Genomic DNA, 14072 nt, shown 5'->3' with positions numbered 1-14072 from the left:
CTTACCTCCAAAATGATTTTATTTTTTCTTCCATGTCCCGAACCGATGCCACGATTTCAACGCGCCATTGGGCGGGAATCAAGGCGCGAATATCGGGGCGCAGGTAGCGGTCGTCTAAGAGAAGGAGCTGGCCCCGGTCCTCGTGGGAACGGATGATGCGCCCGGCGGCCTGTACCACCTTCGTGAGCCCCGGATAGGTGTAGGCATAGGCGTAGCCGTCTTTGCCCAGTCGATTAAAACGATCCTTAATCAGCTCCCGCTCCCGGGATAGGCCGGGGAGAGAGAGGGTCAAGATGCTGACCCCCATGAGGGCGTCGCCGGAAAGATCCACGCCCTCGGAAAAGGCGCCGCCCATGACCGCGTAGCCGTGGACGGGCTTCTTCCTTCGAAAGCGATCGATGTAGGCGGCCCGATCCCCTTCCGTCATAAAGCGAGCCTGATCGTGGCCCTCGTCCTCCCAAAGGGCGCAGGCGGTATATACCTGCTCCTTGTAGGCGTAGGAGGGGAAGAAATGGATGAAATTACCCTCCTTCGTTGTGGAAAAGGCCCTTAGGTAGCGGCTGATCTCATCCAAGGTGCGGGCACGGTCCTTGTATCGGGTAGACAAGCCGGGCGGGTGAAGGACCAGGAGATGAGCGGGATCGAAGGGGCTCTCCAGTGCCATGGTCTTTTTCTCCTCGCCGGCACCTAAGCAGTAGGCGTGGTAGTTCATGGGAGATAGAGTGGCGGAAAAATACACCGCCGATTGAAACAGGCCCCGTCGCGCGGAAAGCACCCGGGAAGGATCCAAGCACATCAGGGCCAGGGTGTTTTTCTCGGGAACGAAAAAAGTAAAGCGTTCCTCGTCGTAATAGAGATTTAGATTTTGCCAATTCAATAGCCGGAAGTACAGCTCGAGAAAATCCTCCTCGGGCTCCACGTGAAGCCGGCCCAGGTAGTCGGCCATGGCATCGATTAAATCCTCTACGGCATCCGTTAAGGCGTCGGGCAGGGCGTCGTAGGTTTTATTTTCCACCGCCGTCAGCTCGCAAAGCTTTTCTGCCAGGTCGCGGGCCAAGGTCTCGATTTTTTTCGAAGGATAGTCCGCGGATTCTAATGCATGGACGGAAAGGGCGCCGGAATACATATCGCGCCCCCGGTCGATGAGATTGTGGGCTTCGTCCATAAGAAGGCAGGTGCGCTTCAAGCGGTCCCGATCCTCCATGAGCCGCTCCAAATAGCTTTTCGGATGAAAGACGTAATTGTAATCGCCGATTAAAAACGAGGACAGATTGCTCAGATCCAGGGCAAATTCAAAGGGACAGAGCCTGTGCTTTTCGGCGTAGCGGGCCACGGTGGGCCCGTCGAACAAATCCTCTGCGTCGTAAATGGCCACGATGCCGTCGATGAGGCGGTCGTAGTGGCCCTTGGCATAGGGGCAGCTCTCGGGAGTGCAGACTACCTCGTCGTTGAGGCAGGCCTTCTCCTTGGCCACCAGCTCCGTGCTTTTAATCCGAAGCCCTTTCTCCCTTAGAAGAGCAAGGGTTTCTACGGCCACTGTTTTTTGCGTGGAGCGGCCCGTGGCGTAAAAGACGCCGTCGATTAATCCCTCGCCGATGGCTTTAATCGATGAAAACAAGGTGGCGATGGTCTTGCCGATGCCCGTCGGCGCCTGCACGAGGAGGGTGCCTTCGGTCTGGATCATATTATAAACCGCCACCGCCATGTCCCGTTGGCCCTTGCGAAAATCGTCGTAAGGAAATTGCAAATCCCGCGCCGATTGAAGGGAGAGGGCTTCGAAATCCTTCAACCGCTTCTGTATGCGCTGAAACCGCGCCATGACCTCCTTCATAAAATCGTCCAGCTCGGCGAAGGACATGGTTTTGTCGTAGCGAAAGACCTCTTCGTCTTCGATACGAATGTAGGTGAGGCGCAGATGCACCTCATCCAGCCCCTCGGCCTTGGCGTAGAGATAGCCGTAGCACTTGAGCTGGGCCCAGTGGAGCTCGTCGGGCCGGGCGTCGATGGCTTCCTTGGAGTAGACCGTGGATTTTATTTCATCGAGTAGGTGGGCGTCTCTATCTAAGCCGTCGATGCGGCCCTGTAAATAAATTTCGCCACCGTCGTAGACCACGGGGCCTTCGATTTCCACTTCGGTTTCGAAGGTGGGCGGATAGTCTTTCTGTAATTTTTGATGAAGGCGAATGCCTTCCTGTGCCCGCTTATGAGAAAGAAAGCCGGAATCGATGTCGCCGCTACGCAAAGTAAAGTCCACCAGTTTTCGTACGGACCAATGGTTTTTCATACTATCACCAATAGTATTATACACGCTTTTAGCTCTTGCAAGGCAATCTCTTGCGAGAGTATAATGTGCCAAGGAGGAATGGAAAATTATGGAAACGAAGGATAGAAACGATCTGATACAGTATGGTCTGACCCTGGTGAAGGAGGGGCTGACGTCGGGCAGCGGCGGTAATTTGTCAGTGCGAAGCGACGACAGCAAAAGCTTTTTTATCACGCCGTCCGGCATGGCCTATGATGTCCTGAAAAAAAGCGACCTGGTGCACATGGATCCGGAGGGCAATCTCTTGGGCGGGACGCGGAAGCCTTCGTCGGAATGGCATATGCACGCCGCCATCTATCGGGCACGTCCCGACATTCGCGCCTTGATCCATTGTCACAGTCCCTACATCAGCGCCTTTTCCACCTTAGGCGAAGATCTGGGCCCCATCAGCTATTTAATCGCATCCTCAGGTGCCGGGACCGTGCCTCTCGCACCCTACGAAACTTTCGGCACCGAAGCGCTGGCTGAGTCCGCGGTAAAGGCCATGGGGAAGGATGTCAAGGCGGTCATCCTTGCTAATCACGGCCTTATCGCCGGAGGAAAAAATTTAAAGGAAGCCCTGAGTTTGACGCGGGATATGGAATTTTGCGCCTTTATGTATATGACCGCCCTTTCCACGAACAAGCCCATTCAATTGATTCCGGAAGAGAAAATAAAAGAAGTCATCGAACAAATGAAGACCTACGGGCAATAAGACAATCGACGAGCAATCGTCGATTTTTTAATTGATAGAATGATTTCGTTTATCATTTGTAAAATTCAAAATAAAGAAAAAGGGGCGACGGCGAAATAAAAGGCGCCGACGATAAAAAAGAAAAGCCTCACGAAAAGGGCTAAATGATGGAGCTTATCCTTTACGCCCGGGTTTCGAAAAGAAGCATATAAAGTAAACTGAAGAATAGTGAGGGAAAAGGAAGTAAATAAACGGGAATCATATAGGAAGATGCTTATCAATATCATTTAAATATTCGTAAGCGGCAACCATTCATAAATAAGCGAAGAAAAAAGGCTTATAAAAACCTGAGTATAAGGGAATTACATGTATGTATTTCTAAAAAGTAAAAAATAAAAGAAGAGAATGTAAATTATGTATTGATAAATGATAATGAAGATGGTATGATGTCAATCAAAGAGGTGATTATTTATGAAAAAGAAATTATTAAGCATTGGCGCCGGCGTTTTGCTGGGCGTCGTAGGAGACAAAATCCTTAAGTCTAACGCAGTAAAGAATTTGGCAGTCAACACTGTCAGCGAAGGCATGAAGGTGAAAGAAGGCATCGATAAGACCATCGAAAAAGCGAAAGAAAACACCGAAGACATCGTAGCTGAAGCGAAGATTAAAAAGGAAGAAGACGAAAGAGCGAAGAAAGAAGCCAAAGAAGCCAAGGAAACGGCAGAAGATTTAGCCGAAGCTTGTGAAGAATTGGCGGAAGCCGCTGAATAAAATGAAAGTTTCCATTGCCCATCGCGTACCCGGGCGGACACGTTTTTCCACCGAGTACCCATTAAGCTATGCCCGGGCCAATAAGGTGAAATACCTTTTGGAACAAGTGCCCGGCGTTTCCTATGCAAAGGTCTCTACTGTATCCGGCAGCATTATCGTCAATCACGACGAAGCCGGATTAAAAAGAGCCTGTCGCATGTTACTGGATTTAGACGTTACGAGTTTAGATGATTTCGAAATCGACGACACGTCTTATATTCCTCTGGAAGAAAAAGAGCTCTTCCACATCGTTCGCGACGCCTTTGAAGTGCGTTTCGTGATGAAAAACTTTTTGCCCATGCCCATTCGGACCGTGGTCACCTTGGTGCGGGCATCCCGGTTTATTAAACGCGGCGTCATCGCCCTGTACAACCGAAAGCTAAATGTAGAGGTGCTCGATGCTACGGCCATCGGCGTTTCTTTGGCCACCAACGATTTCGGTGCGGCCTCTTCCATTATGTTCCTGTTAAATTTAGGCGAAAAATTGGAAGAGTGGACCTTCAAAAAATCTCAAAGCGATTTGGTCCGCACCCTGGAATTAAAAGTCGACAAGGTCTTCGTCGTAGAAGGCGAAGAAAAATACGTCAAAAATCTGCGTGACGTCGCCATCGGCGATGTGGTGGAAGTGACCATGGGCACCGTTGTTCCCGTGGACGGCACCGTCATTAAAGGCGTCGGCATGGTGAATCAATCGTCCTTTACCGGCGAAAGCGTGCCCGTGAAAAAAGAAGAGGGCAAAAGCGTCTTCGCGGGCACGGTCCTCGAAGAAGGCATGCTCCACATCAAGACGGAGAAACTTTACAACGAAAGCCGCATGAACAATATTATTAAGTTGATCGGCGAAAGTGAAAAGAACAAGTCCATGGCGCAGAAAAAAGCGGAAAGCATGGCGGATTCTCTGGTGAAGTATTCCTTCCTGGGCGCCGTTGCGTCTTACGCGCTGACACGTTCCGTCAGCAAGGCCAAGGCCTTTTTGATGGTGGACTATTCCTGTGCATTGAAGCTAACCATTCCCATTGCCGTCATGAAGGCCATGAGCCAATCCGGTCAAACGGACGTCCTGGTGAAGGGCGGAAAGTATTTGGAAAGTCTGGCTCAAGCGGACACCATCGTCTTTGACAAGACGGGGACCCTGACGAAATCCACGCCGACCGTGGAAAAGGTCATCGCCTTCGACGGTCATACGGAAGACGGCTGTTTGCGTATCGCCGCCTGTTTGGAAGAACACTTCCCCCATTCCATCGCCAATGCCGTCGTGGACGCGGCCATAAAAAAAGGCCTACACCACGATGAAATGCATTCGGAAACGGAATACATCGTGGCCCACGGAATTTCCTCTAAGATCGACGGCAAGACAGCCTTGATCGGTTCGAGACATTTTATTTTTGACGATGAAAAGGTGCGCCTGACGGCGGAAAAAGATGCCACGATCGAAGAGCTCAAGGAAAATTATTCCCTCCTTTACCTGGCTTACGACGGCGAGCTCATTGCCGTATTATGTATCGCCGATCCCATTCGCGAGGATGCGAAGGAAACCGTGGACGCCTTAAGAGAGCTGGGCTTTACCAATATTGCTATGCTCACCGGCGATGCGGAAAACTCCGCCCGCTATGTGGCGGAAAGCTTGGGTCTGGACTACTACCGCTCCCAAGTGCTCCCGGAAGACAAGGCGGAGTACGTCCACAAACAAAAAGAATTGGGAAGAAAAGTCGTTATGATCGGCGACGGGATCAACGATTCCGTAGCCCTTTCCGGTGCCGACGTGGGCATCGCCATGCACAAGGGCGCAGACATTGCCCGGGAAATTGCAGACATCGCCATCGGCAGCGACGACTTGGCTTCCATTGTGGAAGTGGTGAAGATCGCCAAGGAACTGCAGTCGCGTATTCATAGGGATTACAACAAGATTATCTCTTTCAATACCCTCTTGATCGCCTTGGGTTACTTCGGCGTCCTTTCCAACACGGCGTCGTCCTTCCTGCACAACTCATCCACCGTGGCCATTGCCATGGAAAACATGAGGGACTATACCGTAGCTTAAAAACGAACGATTACAACAAAAAAACGATGAATAAGAATCCTCGAGGGACACTGCGCCTCTCGAGGATTTTTTTATTGGAGAAAGGGAAAAAATACAATAATTAATTATTCTTTTAAAGAGAAGTATCGCCGGGTATATACAGATTAACCGAAAAGGGGGAAAGCGATGATTGAATTTATAGACGTAGCGAAAATTTATAAAACTCAAACGGCTGTGGAAGATATTAGCTTCAAAATAGACGACGGCGAGTTTGTCTGCCTCATCGGCACCTCGGGATCGGGAAAGACGACGATTATGCGAATGATCAATCGAATGACGGAGCCGTCAAAGGGCAAAATCCTCATCGACGGCGAAGACATTATGACGAAAAACCCGGTGCAATTGCGCCGAGAGATCGGCTATGTCATCCAGCAGATCGGTCTCTTGCCCCATATGACCGTTTACGAAAACATCACCTTGGTTCCGGCCTTACTTAAATGGGACGAAGAGAAGAAGAGAAAAATTGCGGAGGAGCTCATCAAAAAGGTCGATCTTCCGGTGGAGTACTTAGAAAAATACCCCAGCCAGCTGAGCGGCGGTCAACAACAGAGGATCGGCGTGATTCGAGCCTTGGCGGCGGAGCAGAATATTATTTTAATGGACGAGCCCTTCGGCGCACTGGACCCGATTACAAGGGAATCGCTCCAAAGTTTAATTAAGAACATACAAAAAGAACTGGGAAAGACGGTGGTCTTCGTCACCCACGACATGAACGAGGCCATCGGCCTGGCCGACAAGATCCTCATTATGGACAAGGGTCACATGGTGCAGTACGACACGCCTGAAAATATTTTAAAGAATCCGGCCAACGATTACGTTCGGGGGCTGTTAGGCGAAGACAATTTAAATAAGGCGAAGACGTCTTACAACTCGGTAGAGACGATTATGATTAAAAACCCCGCCTTTATCAACGAAGGTAAGACCACCAGAGATGCCATTAAATTAATGCGGAAAAAAAGAGTCGACACCCTCTTTATTACGGACGCTAAAAACAATTTGAAGGGCGTCGTAGGCATTTTTGAGTTGGGAAAGCTGGGCAGGCTGGATACCTACGTTTCTGAGATCATGAAGGATCCCGTGTCCATATTAAATTCGACGAAAATCATCGAAGCCATCCACCTAATCGTGGAGCTGGGCTATCGAAATCTTCCCGTCGTAGACGAAAACGGAAAGCTGGTGGGCATCGTGACGCGGGCTTCCATCGTGGATACCATTTATAACAATATTATTGGCGGTGAGGCGGATGATTAATTTTTTCGCAGAAAATTATTCTCTGATAGGCGAAAAGCTGCTGGAGCACCTGTTTATTTCCCTCGTGTCCCTTGGACTGGGCATTCTCGTGGCACTGCCGTTGGGCATTGTGCTGTCGAAGCATGAAAGGCTTTCGAGCGGTGTCATGCGCGTCGCCTCCGTGCTCCAGACCGTACCGTCCTTTGCCCTTCTGGCCCTGATGATTCCGATTTTCGGCGTAGGGAAGCTGACGGCCATCTCCGCTCTGTTTATCTATTCCTTACTGCCCATTTTGCGGAACACATTTCTGGGCCTGACCTCCGTTACGCCATCCATCGTCGATGCGGCCAAGGGCATGGGCATGGAAGAGCGGCAGATTCTTTTAAAGGTCAAGATTCCCTTGGCCCTTCCGGTCATTATGGCGGGGATTCGCCTGTCGGCGGTCTACGTCCTGGCTTGGACGACCCTGGCGGCCTATGTCGGGGCGGGGGGACTAGGCGATTTTATTTTTAACGGGCTGAATAATTACGTGCCGCCGATGATTATTTGGGGCACCATCCCCATCACCTTGTTGGCTCTGGCGACGGATTATCTGCTCAGAAAAATGGAAAAACGCCTCTCTCCCTATAAGGTAGGTGAGTGAAATGAATAAAATAAAAGGCATTGTCCCCATATTATTGGCGTTCATCCTCGCCTCCTGTTCCCTTCCCGGCGTATCGTCGTCTGTGGAAGATGACATTATCGTCGCATCGGGAACCTACACGGAAAGGCAAATTTTGGCTGAGATCGTCACCCAAATGGTGGAACACGACACGGATATGTCCGTGACTCAGATAAAAAATTTGGGCTCCACCACCATGACCCACATCGCCATGGAGAAAAAATCCCTGAATGTGGTGGGCGGCATGTACACCGGCACATCCCTTACCGGAGAATTGGCCATGGCGCCCGAAACGGATCCGGAAAAAGCCATGGAGCTGGTGCGGACAAACTACTTAAAAAAATTCCATCGCATATGGTTCCCTTCCTACGGATTTGACAACACTTACGCCTTTATGGTGCGAAAGGACTTTGCGGAGCAACATCATTTGAGCAAGGTGTCTCAGCTGGAAGCCTTAAAGGACGTGGCCAAGGTCGGTGTGGATTCGTCCTGGGTAGAGCGGCCAGGCGACGGTTACGAAGCCTTTAAGGCGAGGTACGGATTTGAATTTTCAAACTTCTATTCCATGGACATCGGCCTAGTCTATTCGGCTTTGGCAAGCGGCAATATGGACGTGGTCCTGGGCTACTCCACCGACGGGCGCATCAACGCCTACGATTTGGTGCTGCTGGAGGACGATCTGAAGCTTTTTCCCGCCTACGACTGCTCGCCTGTGGCCACGGTGGAAATACTGAGGAAGCATCCGGAGCTGATCGAAATTTTACTGAGGCTGGAAGGGTCCATCTCCTCGGAAAAAATGCAGGAGCTCAATAAGCGGGCGTCGGAGGATCGAATCGAGCCGCAAATCGTGGCGAAGGAATTTTTGGAAGAGAACCATTACTTCGAGGACGTTCAGGTGAATGCGAAGGAGCTGGAAAGAATACGAGGTGAGGTCCATGTTCAATGAGCTGATCAATTACTACGCCATGAACTTTAGCTATATCGCGGAGCAATTCACCAGACACTTTCTGATCGCCGTCTACGGCGTTCTCTTTGCCTGCATCGTGGGAATCCCCGTGGGATTTTTGGTTTCCGAAAGGGAAAAGGCGCGAAACGTGGTGATCGGTCTGGTCAATATTATTCAAACGATCCCCGGCCTCGCCATGCTCGCCATACTCATGATGCTTCTGGGCATCGGCGCCAACACCGTGGTTCTGTCCGTCTTTTTGTACGCCCTCCTGCCCATAATAAAAAATACCGTCACCGGCATCGACTCCATTCATCCGGGGATTATCGATGCGGCGAGAGGAATGGGCATGACCCGCTTTCAACAAGTGGTCAAGGTGGAATTTCCCTTGAGCGTGTCGGTGATTATGGGCGGGATCAGAAATGCATTGGTCGTCGGCATCGGCGTGGCCGCCATCGGCACCTTTATCGGCGCCGGCGGCCTGGGCGACATTATTACGTGGGGAACCACCGTCTCCAACGGATCCGCCATTATTTTAGCCGGTGCCATCCCCACGGCACTGATGGCCGTATTGTCGGATTTGCTCCTTGAGGCGATCGAGAAAAAGCTGAAGAAAGAAACCGTCGATCTCGAATAGAAATGCAGAGAAAAAAGCATGACGATGAAAATCCCCGAGAGCCTTATGGAGTGCCCTCGGGGATTTTTACGGTCAAACAAAGGGCACAAAAAAAGCCCTCGTATAAACGAGGGCTTTGGATCAAAAGATTGATCTTCGATTAGAGCTCGACGGCATTTTCCCAAAGGCCGTGAATGTTGCACATGCTCAATGCGTAAACAGTGCCTTTCTTTTCGCTCTTGAAGCAAGCTTCAACACAGGGAACGGTGAAGACGTCGCTTTCGCCGTGAGCGTTGAATTCATAGCTTCCGACTTCGACAGGTGCTGCAGCGCCTTCGGCCTTGAAGAAGACCTTAATCCAAGAGATATGGTGTTCTAATGTGTTGGGGTGATCAATTTCCTTGCCGACAGCGACGGAAACCTTAACTAAGCCGCCTTCAAAGGATGCTTCGATCTCGGGTACGTGTTTTTCGTTTTTAAAGTCGCCGCTTTTGACGGTTTCGGTTAATTTTGCCATAAATGAATACCTCCCAGTAATTCCAAACTTCTGCTTGACGTTTTTTATATACCCACTATAAAAGAAAAACCACAACAAATTCACTTTTTCTTATCGGAAGTCGGTGAACGGTCATGTTCATTCCCTTTGTAATTTAGTATAATAAAGAAGAGGTGGACTATGATTAATTTGGAAGCGACAGCAAACGTGGGTATGGAAGCCGTTTTGAAGCGAGAAGCACAGGCCTTGGGCATGGAAAATATTCGGGTGCAGGACGGACTCGTGTCCATGGAAGGCAAGATGCCGGACATCAGCCGCTTGAATTTACATTTAAGGACGGCGGAGCGGGTGCACTGGGTGCTGGCCCGTTTCGAAGCCCGAAGCTTTACGGACTTGTTCGACGGCGTCTACGACTTGCCTTGGCCGGACATCATGCCGAAGACGGCGAACTTCGTCACGGAAGCTAAGAGCAAAAAGTCGCAGCTCTTTTCTCTTTCCGACATTCAGCGGATCACGGAAAAGGCCGTGGTCAATAAAATGCAGACCCGATACAAGACCGAATGGTTTGAAAAAAACGGGGCCCGCTTTCGCATCGGCGTGCGCATCGTCAACGACCTTGCCACGGTCTATCTGGATACCTCCGGTGACGGCCTCCACGACAGGGGCTACAGAAAGCGCTCGGTGAAGGCGCCTTTAACGGAGACCCTGGCATCGGGTCTGGTGCAGCTCAGCTACTGGAATAAAAACCGCATGCTCGTGGATCCCTTTTGCGGCAGCGGCACGATTTTAATCGAAGCCATTTTACTGGGCCGAAACATCGCTCCCGGCCTGAACCGTCGATTCGACTTCGAATACTGGAATCTTGACGGCGTCGAGGACAAGGCCGTGCGAAAAGAGGCCTTTGAAATGATCGACTACGACAGCAAGCTGGAGCTATACGGCTTTGACGTGGATTCCAAGGCGCTGGAGGCCGCGCGAATCAATTTGGACTCCCTGGGCTTTTTAGACGATGTGACCTTGCGGGAAAAGGACATCGCTGAGTTGGATCTGGCCGGGGAATACGGCGTCATCATCACCAATCCGCCCTATGGCAAGCGAATCGAAGACCGAGAGTCGGTCATGGCACTGAATCGGGAGCTGGGCGATTTGGCAAGGACCCTTCCCACCTGGAGCCACTACATTATTACGGCGGATGAAGGCTTTGAAAAAGGCTTCGGCAAGCGGGCGGACAGGAAGCGAAAGCTTTACAACGGCACGATAAAGACGGACTACTATCAGTACTACGGTCCCAGACCCTAAGTTTTCGAAAGAGGCGGGCATGAAGGATAGAGAGATTTTATACAAAAAAATCGAGATCAAGCTGTTGGACACCATGACCGATTTAATTCGCGTCGTGGATAAGGACAATCGCGTGGTCTACTATAATCATGCCATGAAACAGGCATTGGAAAAGCTTGAAGGGACAGAGGACGACGAGGCCAAAGGCGACGGTCACGCCGATTTTCGCATGACCGCCCGCTGCCTGGGAAGCGGAGAAAACATTCAGCGGGAAACCTACATCGGCGAAACCTATTACTCCGTGAAGACCAATCCCATTCGTACGGAAGCCGGAGAAATTATCGGAGCCATCGAGGTGTTTCGGGATAAAAGCTTGGAGAAGCGGCTGCAGGTCGAGTTGATCGAAAAAAACCGCGCCCTCATGGACGAGCAGATGAATGCCGCCTCCATTCAAGGGGCCCTCTTGCCCCAAAGGGGCTACGACCGCTTCTTCTTTATGGACTATTTTTATCAACCGGCGGAGCTGTTAAGCGGCGATTTTTTCGACCTCATCGAAATCGACGAGGACCGCACGGCGATCTACATTGCCGATGTCGTGGGCCACGGCTTCGCATCCTCCATGGCCACGCTGTTTATCTCCCAGACGATGCGGAACATGGATCCCGACATATTATCGGATCCCACGGTGGCCATGATGGAGCTGGTGCATCGCTTCCGGGACTTGAACCTGCCGGCGGACATGTACTTCACCATGTTTTTAGGCGTGTTTTCGAAAAAGCAGCGGAAATTTACCTACGCCAATGCGGGCCACGACTGCCCGCCGCTGTTTAAGCGAAACGGCAACGTGCGTCTTTTGATGAACTCGGGCTTTCCCGTCACCCCCTTGGTGGAGGCGAGCTTTTACGAATGCCGCACTGCCTATCTGCAAAAGGGAGACGAGCTTCTTTTTTACACCGACGGCGTGACGGAAGGCCGCAACAAGCGCGGGGAGCAGTACGGTGTAGGTGCCCTGCGCGCCCTGTTCAGTGAAATCGGCGAGGAGCCCTTGACGGACATTCGCCGTGTCCTTCAGGATTTTATTTACGAAGACATTGTCGACGATATGACCTGCGTCTATATAAAAATGGTTTAAAGGACGCCATAAAAATCAAATGAAAATGAAGGGGCTTCGGCTCCTTTTTATTTGCAATAAAACGGGGAAAGCTTTCGATACAAATGCCTTGCAACATTTTCTTGAATGTGATACTATAATCAATTTTATAATTATGCTATAATTAAATAGAGATAATATGGATAGGAGGGAATTATGTTTAAAATTGGAGATAAAATTGTTTATCCCGCACACGGTGCCGGCGTCATCGTCGACATCGAGTCCAAGGTGATTTTGGGCGAAAAGAAGGAATATTACGTCATGAAGATTCCCGTCAACGAAATGAAGGTACTGGTACCTTTAGGCAGCATGGCCGATGTGGGCATTCGAGACATTAAGTCGCCGGAGGAAATGGATAAGGTCCTGGACGTGTTAAAGGATCCCGCCAAGGAAAAGATGCCCGCCAACTGGAATCGCCGCTATCGTTTCCACCAAGACAAGATCAAGACCGGGGATTTGGAAGAAATCGCCAAGGTCATTAAGAATCTGGAAAGCCTGGACAGAGAAAAGGCTCTTTCCACCGGAGAACGAAAGATTTTGAACACGGCTCGGCAAATTATCCTGTCTGAAATGGTTCTGGTCTACGACAAAAGCTTCGACGAAGTGGTCGACCTCGTAGATAAAACCATGGCGGAAGGATGCCTGAAGGACGTGGAGGAAAGAAGGTAGGAAGGATTATGGGAATTCGATCGAACCGCATCTTCCAAATCGTGTTCCGTCTGCTGTTTACCCTTTTGGGCTTGGCAGTGGGACGCCTGGTTTTGGGACTGTTGCGCGATTTAAATGCCATGAGAGCCATCGGTCGTCTCATTCCCCAAGGAGCTGTTCCCGTCGTCGTATTTATTTTATTTGCTATTTTATTTTTTATTCTCGGGAAATATGCTTACGGGGCTTTGTGGCGATTCGTGGATCGCGTGGAATCTGAAGTGAAAGACCTTCCGGCCGGCGACATTCTTTGGGGCGTTTTTGGCCTGATTATCGGCATATTAATTGCCTTTCTCGTGTCCCTGCCCATTTACCGGCTGAACATTGATTACGTCAGCAGCTTTTTGTCATTGATTATTTACATCGTCCTCGGCGTCTTGGGCATACGGATCATGCTCTATAAACGCGAGGAAATAGCCGCCTCCATACGGGGGCTTCTCGCACAGGGCACCGGCGCCGTTCGCTTAAAAAGCGGCGATCGACGACAAGCGGCGCCGAAGCTTTTGGATACGTCGGTCATTATCGACGGCCGCATCGTGGACATTATCGAGCTGGGCTTTATCGAAGGGCCCATAATCGTGCCCAGCTTCGTTTTAAGCGAGCTGCAAGGTATCGCCGATTCGTCTAACGGAATGAGCCGGGCCAAGGGCAGGAAGGGTCTGGATGCGCTGAAAGAGCTTCGGGAAGATAGCCGGTACAAAATCAGAATCGTGGAGAAAGCCTACGGCGATTTGACCGAGGTGGACACCATGCTTTTGCGCATGGCGAAAGAAATGAAGGGCGTGGTCGTGACCAACGACTACAATTTAAACAAGGTGGCCGAGGTGCAGGGCATTACCGTCCTGAACATTAATGCTTTGGCCAACGCCATGAAGCCCGTCTTCGTAACCGGGGAAGTCATCGACGTCTTCGTCGTGAAGCCGGGGAGCCAGGAGAAACAGGGCTTGGGTTACCTGGACGACGGCACCATGATCGTCGTGGAAAACGGCATCGATTACTTAGGCAAAAGCGTCCATTGCATCGTGACCAGCATGTTGCAAACGGCGGCGGGGAAAATGATCTTCGCCAAGCCGGTGAATTAAAAGAAAAGCGACCGATGGGTTC

General features: G+C 50.7%; 13 protein-coding genes. 11 read left to right on the top strand and 2 right to left on the bottom strand.

Annotation, left to right across the window (positions count from 1 at the left end):
* Position 1: 1 nt before the first annotated feature.
* Positions 2 to 2284, bottom strand: coding sequence for a helicase C-terminal domain-containing protein (locus BQ7397_RS00400; protein WP_077074231.1), 2283 nt, complete (start codon positions 2282 to 2284; stop codon positions 2 to 4).
* An 88-nt stretch (positions 2285 to 2372) separates the two neighbouring features.
* Here BQ7397_RS00400 and BQ7397_RS00395 point away from each other — a divergent pair, with 88 nt between their 5' ends.
* The 7 genes from BQ7397_RS00395 to BQ7397_RS00360 all read left to right on the top strand — a co-directional run bounded on the left by BQ7397_RS00395 (position 2373) and on the right by BQ7397_RS00360 (position 9360).
* Positions 2373 to 3017 carry a class II aldolase/adducin family protein gene (locus BQ7397_RS00395; RefSeq protein ID WP_083703331.1) on the top strand — a complete coding sequence of 215 codons (645 nt, stop codon included), beginning with the start codon at positions 2373 to 2375 and terminating at the stop codon, positions 3015 to 3017.
* A 450-nt stretch (positions 3018 to 3467) separates the two neighbouring features.
* A complete protein-coding gene (locus BQ7397_RS00385; RefSeq protein WP_077074228.1) occupies positions 3468 to 3767 on the top strand; it encodes a DUF6110 family protein in 300 nt (99 codons plus the stop codon).
* A 1-nt stretch (position 3768) separates the two neighbouring features.
* Entirely contained in the window at positions 3769 to 5847 is a 2079-nt protein-coding gene (locus BQ7397_RS00380) for a heavy metal translocating P-type ATPase (RefSeq protein ID WP_077074227.1), read from the top strand.
* 165 nt (positions 5848 to 6012) lie between these two features.
* A complete protein-coding gene (locus tag BQ7397_RS00375) occupies positions 6013 to 7137 on the top strand; it encodes an ABC transporter ATP-binding protein (RefSeq protein ID WP_077074226.1) in 1125 nt (374 codons plus the stop codon).
* Positions 7130 to 7759, top strand: coding sequence for an ABC transporter permease (locus BQ7397_RS00370; protein WP_077074225.1), 630 nt, complete (start codon positions 7130 to 7132; stop codon positions 7757 to 7759). The genes BQ7397_RS00375 and BQ7397_RS00370 overlap by 8 nt, the downstream gene beginning before the upstream one ends.
* Position 7760: 1 nt before the next feature.
* On the top strand, positions 7761 to 8723 hold the full coding sequence (locus tag BQ7397_RS00365; RefSeq protein WP_077074224.1) for an osmoprotectant ABC transporter substrate-binding protein: 963 nt from the start codon (positions 7761 to 7763) through the stop codon (positions 8721 to 8723).
* The gene (locus BQ7397_RS00360; RefSeq protein WP_077074223.1) at positions 8713 to 9360 is read left to right on the top strand and encodes an ABC transporter permease; all 648 of its coding nucleotides are present in this window, start codon (positions 8713 to 8715) and stop codon (positions 9358 to 9360) included. Before BQ7397_RS00365 ends, BQ7397_RS00360 begins: the two co-directional genes overlap by 11 nt.
* A gap of 139 nt (positions 9361 to 9499) precedes the next feature.
* On the opposite strand, the gene BQ7397_RS00355 is transcribed toward BQ7397_RS00360, so the two are convergent.
* The gene (locus BQ7397_RS00355; protein WP_077074222.1) at positions 9500 to 9856 is read right to left on the bottom strand and encodes a desulfoferrodoxin family protein; all 357 of its coding nucleotides are present in this window, start codon (positions 9854 to 9856) and stop codon (positions 9500 to 9502) included.
* Positions 9857 to 10015: 159 nt separating this feature from the next.
* Between BQ7397_RS00355 and BQ7397_RS00350 the strand changes: the two genes are divergently transcribed.
* The 4 genes from BQ7397_RS00350 (at position 10016) to BQ7397_RS00335 (ending at position 14050) form a co-directional block, all read left to right on the top strand.
* Positions 10016 to 11134, top strand: coding sequence for a THUMP domain-containing class I SAM-dependent RNA methyltransferase (locus BQ7397_RS00350; protein WP_077074221.1), 1119 nt, complete (start codon positions 10016 to 10018; stop codon positions 11132 to 11134).
* A gap of 19 nt (positions 11135 to 11153) precedes the next feature.
* Complete coding sequence (locus tag BQ7397_RS00345) at positions 11154 to 12245, top strand: SpoIIE family protein phosphatase (RefSeq protein ID WP_077074220.1); 1092 nt, start codon at positions 11154 to 11156, stop codon at positions 12243 to 12245.
* A gap of 174 nt (positions 12246 to 12419) precedes the next feature.
* Positions 12420 to 12932, top strand: coding sequence for a CarD family transcriptional regulator (locus BQ7397_RS00340; protein WP_077074219.1), 513 nt, complete (start codon positions 12420 to 12422; stop codon positions 12930 to 12932).
* An 8-nt stretch (positions 12933 to 12940) separates the two neighbouring features.
* Positions 12941 to 14050, top strand: a complete 1110-nt coding sequence (locus BQ7397_RS00335; RefSeq protein WP_077074218.1) for a PIN/TRAM domain-containing protein — start codon at positions 12941 to 12943, stop codon at positions 14048 to 14050.
* Positions 14051 to 14072: the final 22 nt, after the last annotated feature.

The organism is Aedoeadaptatus urinae, from assembly GCF_900155585.1.
GTDB lineage: Bacteria > Bacillota > Clostridia > Tissierellales > Peptoniphilaceae > Aedoeadaptatus > Aedoeadaptatus urinae.
The sequence above is the reverse complement of the archived record's forward strand: the minus strand, read 5'-3'. Positions and strand labels throughout refer to the sequence as shown.

Bases quoted from the DNA above. Each gene is read 5' to 3' on its own strand.
- BQ7397_RS00350 (WP_077074221.1), top strand. From the start codon at position 10,016: ATGATTAATTTGGAAGCGACAGCAAACGTGGGTATGGAAGCCGTTTTG.
- BQ7397_RS00335 (WP_077074218.1), top strand. From the start codon at position 12,941: ATGGGAATTCGATCGAACCGCATCTTCCAAATCGTGTTCCGTCTGCTG.
- BQ7397_RS00345 (WP_077074220.1), top strand. From the start codon at position 11,154: ATGAAGGATAGAGAGATTTTATACAAAAAAATCGAGATCAAGCTGTTG.
- BQ7397_RS00375 (WP_077074226.1), top strand. From the start codon at position 6,013: ATGATTGAATTTATAGACGTAGCGAAAATTTATAAAACTCAAACGGCT.
- BQ7397_RS00365 (WP_077074224.1), top strand. From the start codon at position 7,761: ATGAATAAAATAAAAGGCATTGTCCCCATATTATTGGCGTTCATCCTC.
- BQ7397_RS00385 (WP_077074228.1), top strand. From the start codon at position 3,468: ATGAAAAAGAAATTATTAAGCATTGGCGCCGGCGTTTTGCTGGGCGTC.
- BQ7397_RS00395 (WP_083703331.1), top strand. From the start codon at position 2,373: ATGGAAACGAAGGATAGAAACGATCTGATACAGTATGGTCTGACCCTG.
- BQ7397_RS00370 (WP_077074225.1), top strand. From the start codon at position 7,130: ATGATTAATTTTTTCGCAGAAAATTATTCTCTGATAGGCGAAAAGCTG.
- BQ7397_RS00400 (WP_077074231.1), bottom strand. From the start codon at position 2,284: ATGAAAAACCATTGGTCCGTACGAAAACTGGTGGACTTTACTTTGCGT.
- BQ7397_RS00360 (WP_077074223.1), top strand. From the start codon at position 8,713: ATGTTCAATGAGCTGATCAATTACTACGCCATGAACTTTAGCTATATC.
- BQ7397_RS00340 (WP_077074219.1), top strand. From the start codon at position 12,420: ATGTTTAAAATTGGAGATAAAATTGTTTATCCCGCACACGGTGCCGGC.
- BQ7397_RS00355 (WP_077074222.1), bottom strand. From the start codon at position 9,856: ATGGCAAAATTAACCGAAACCGTCAAAAGCGGCGACTTTAAAAACGAA.
- BQ7397_RS00380 (WP_077074227.1), top strand. From the start codon at position 3,769: ATGAAAGTTTCCATTGCCCATCGCGTACCCGGGCGGACACGTTTTTCC.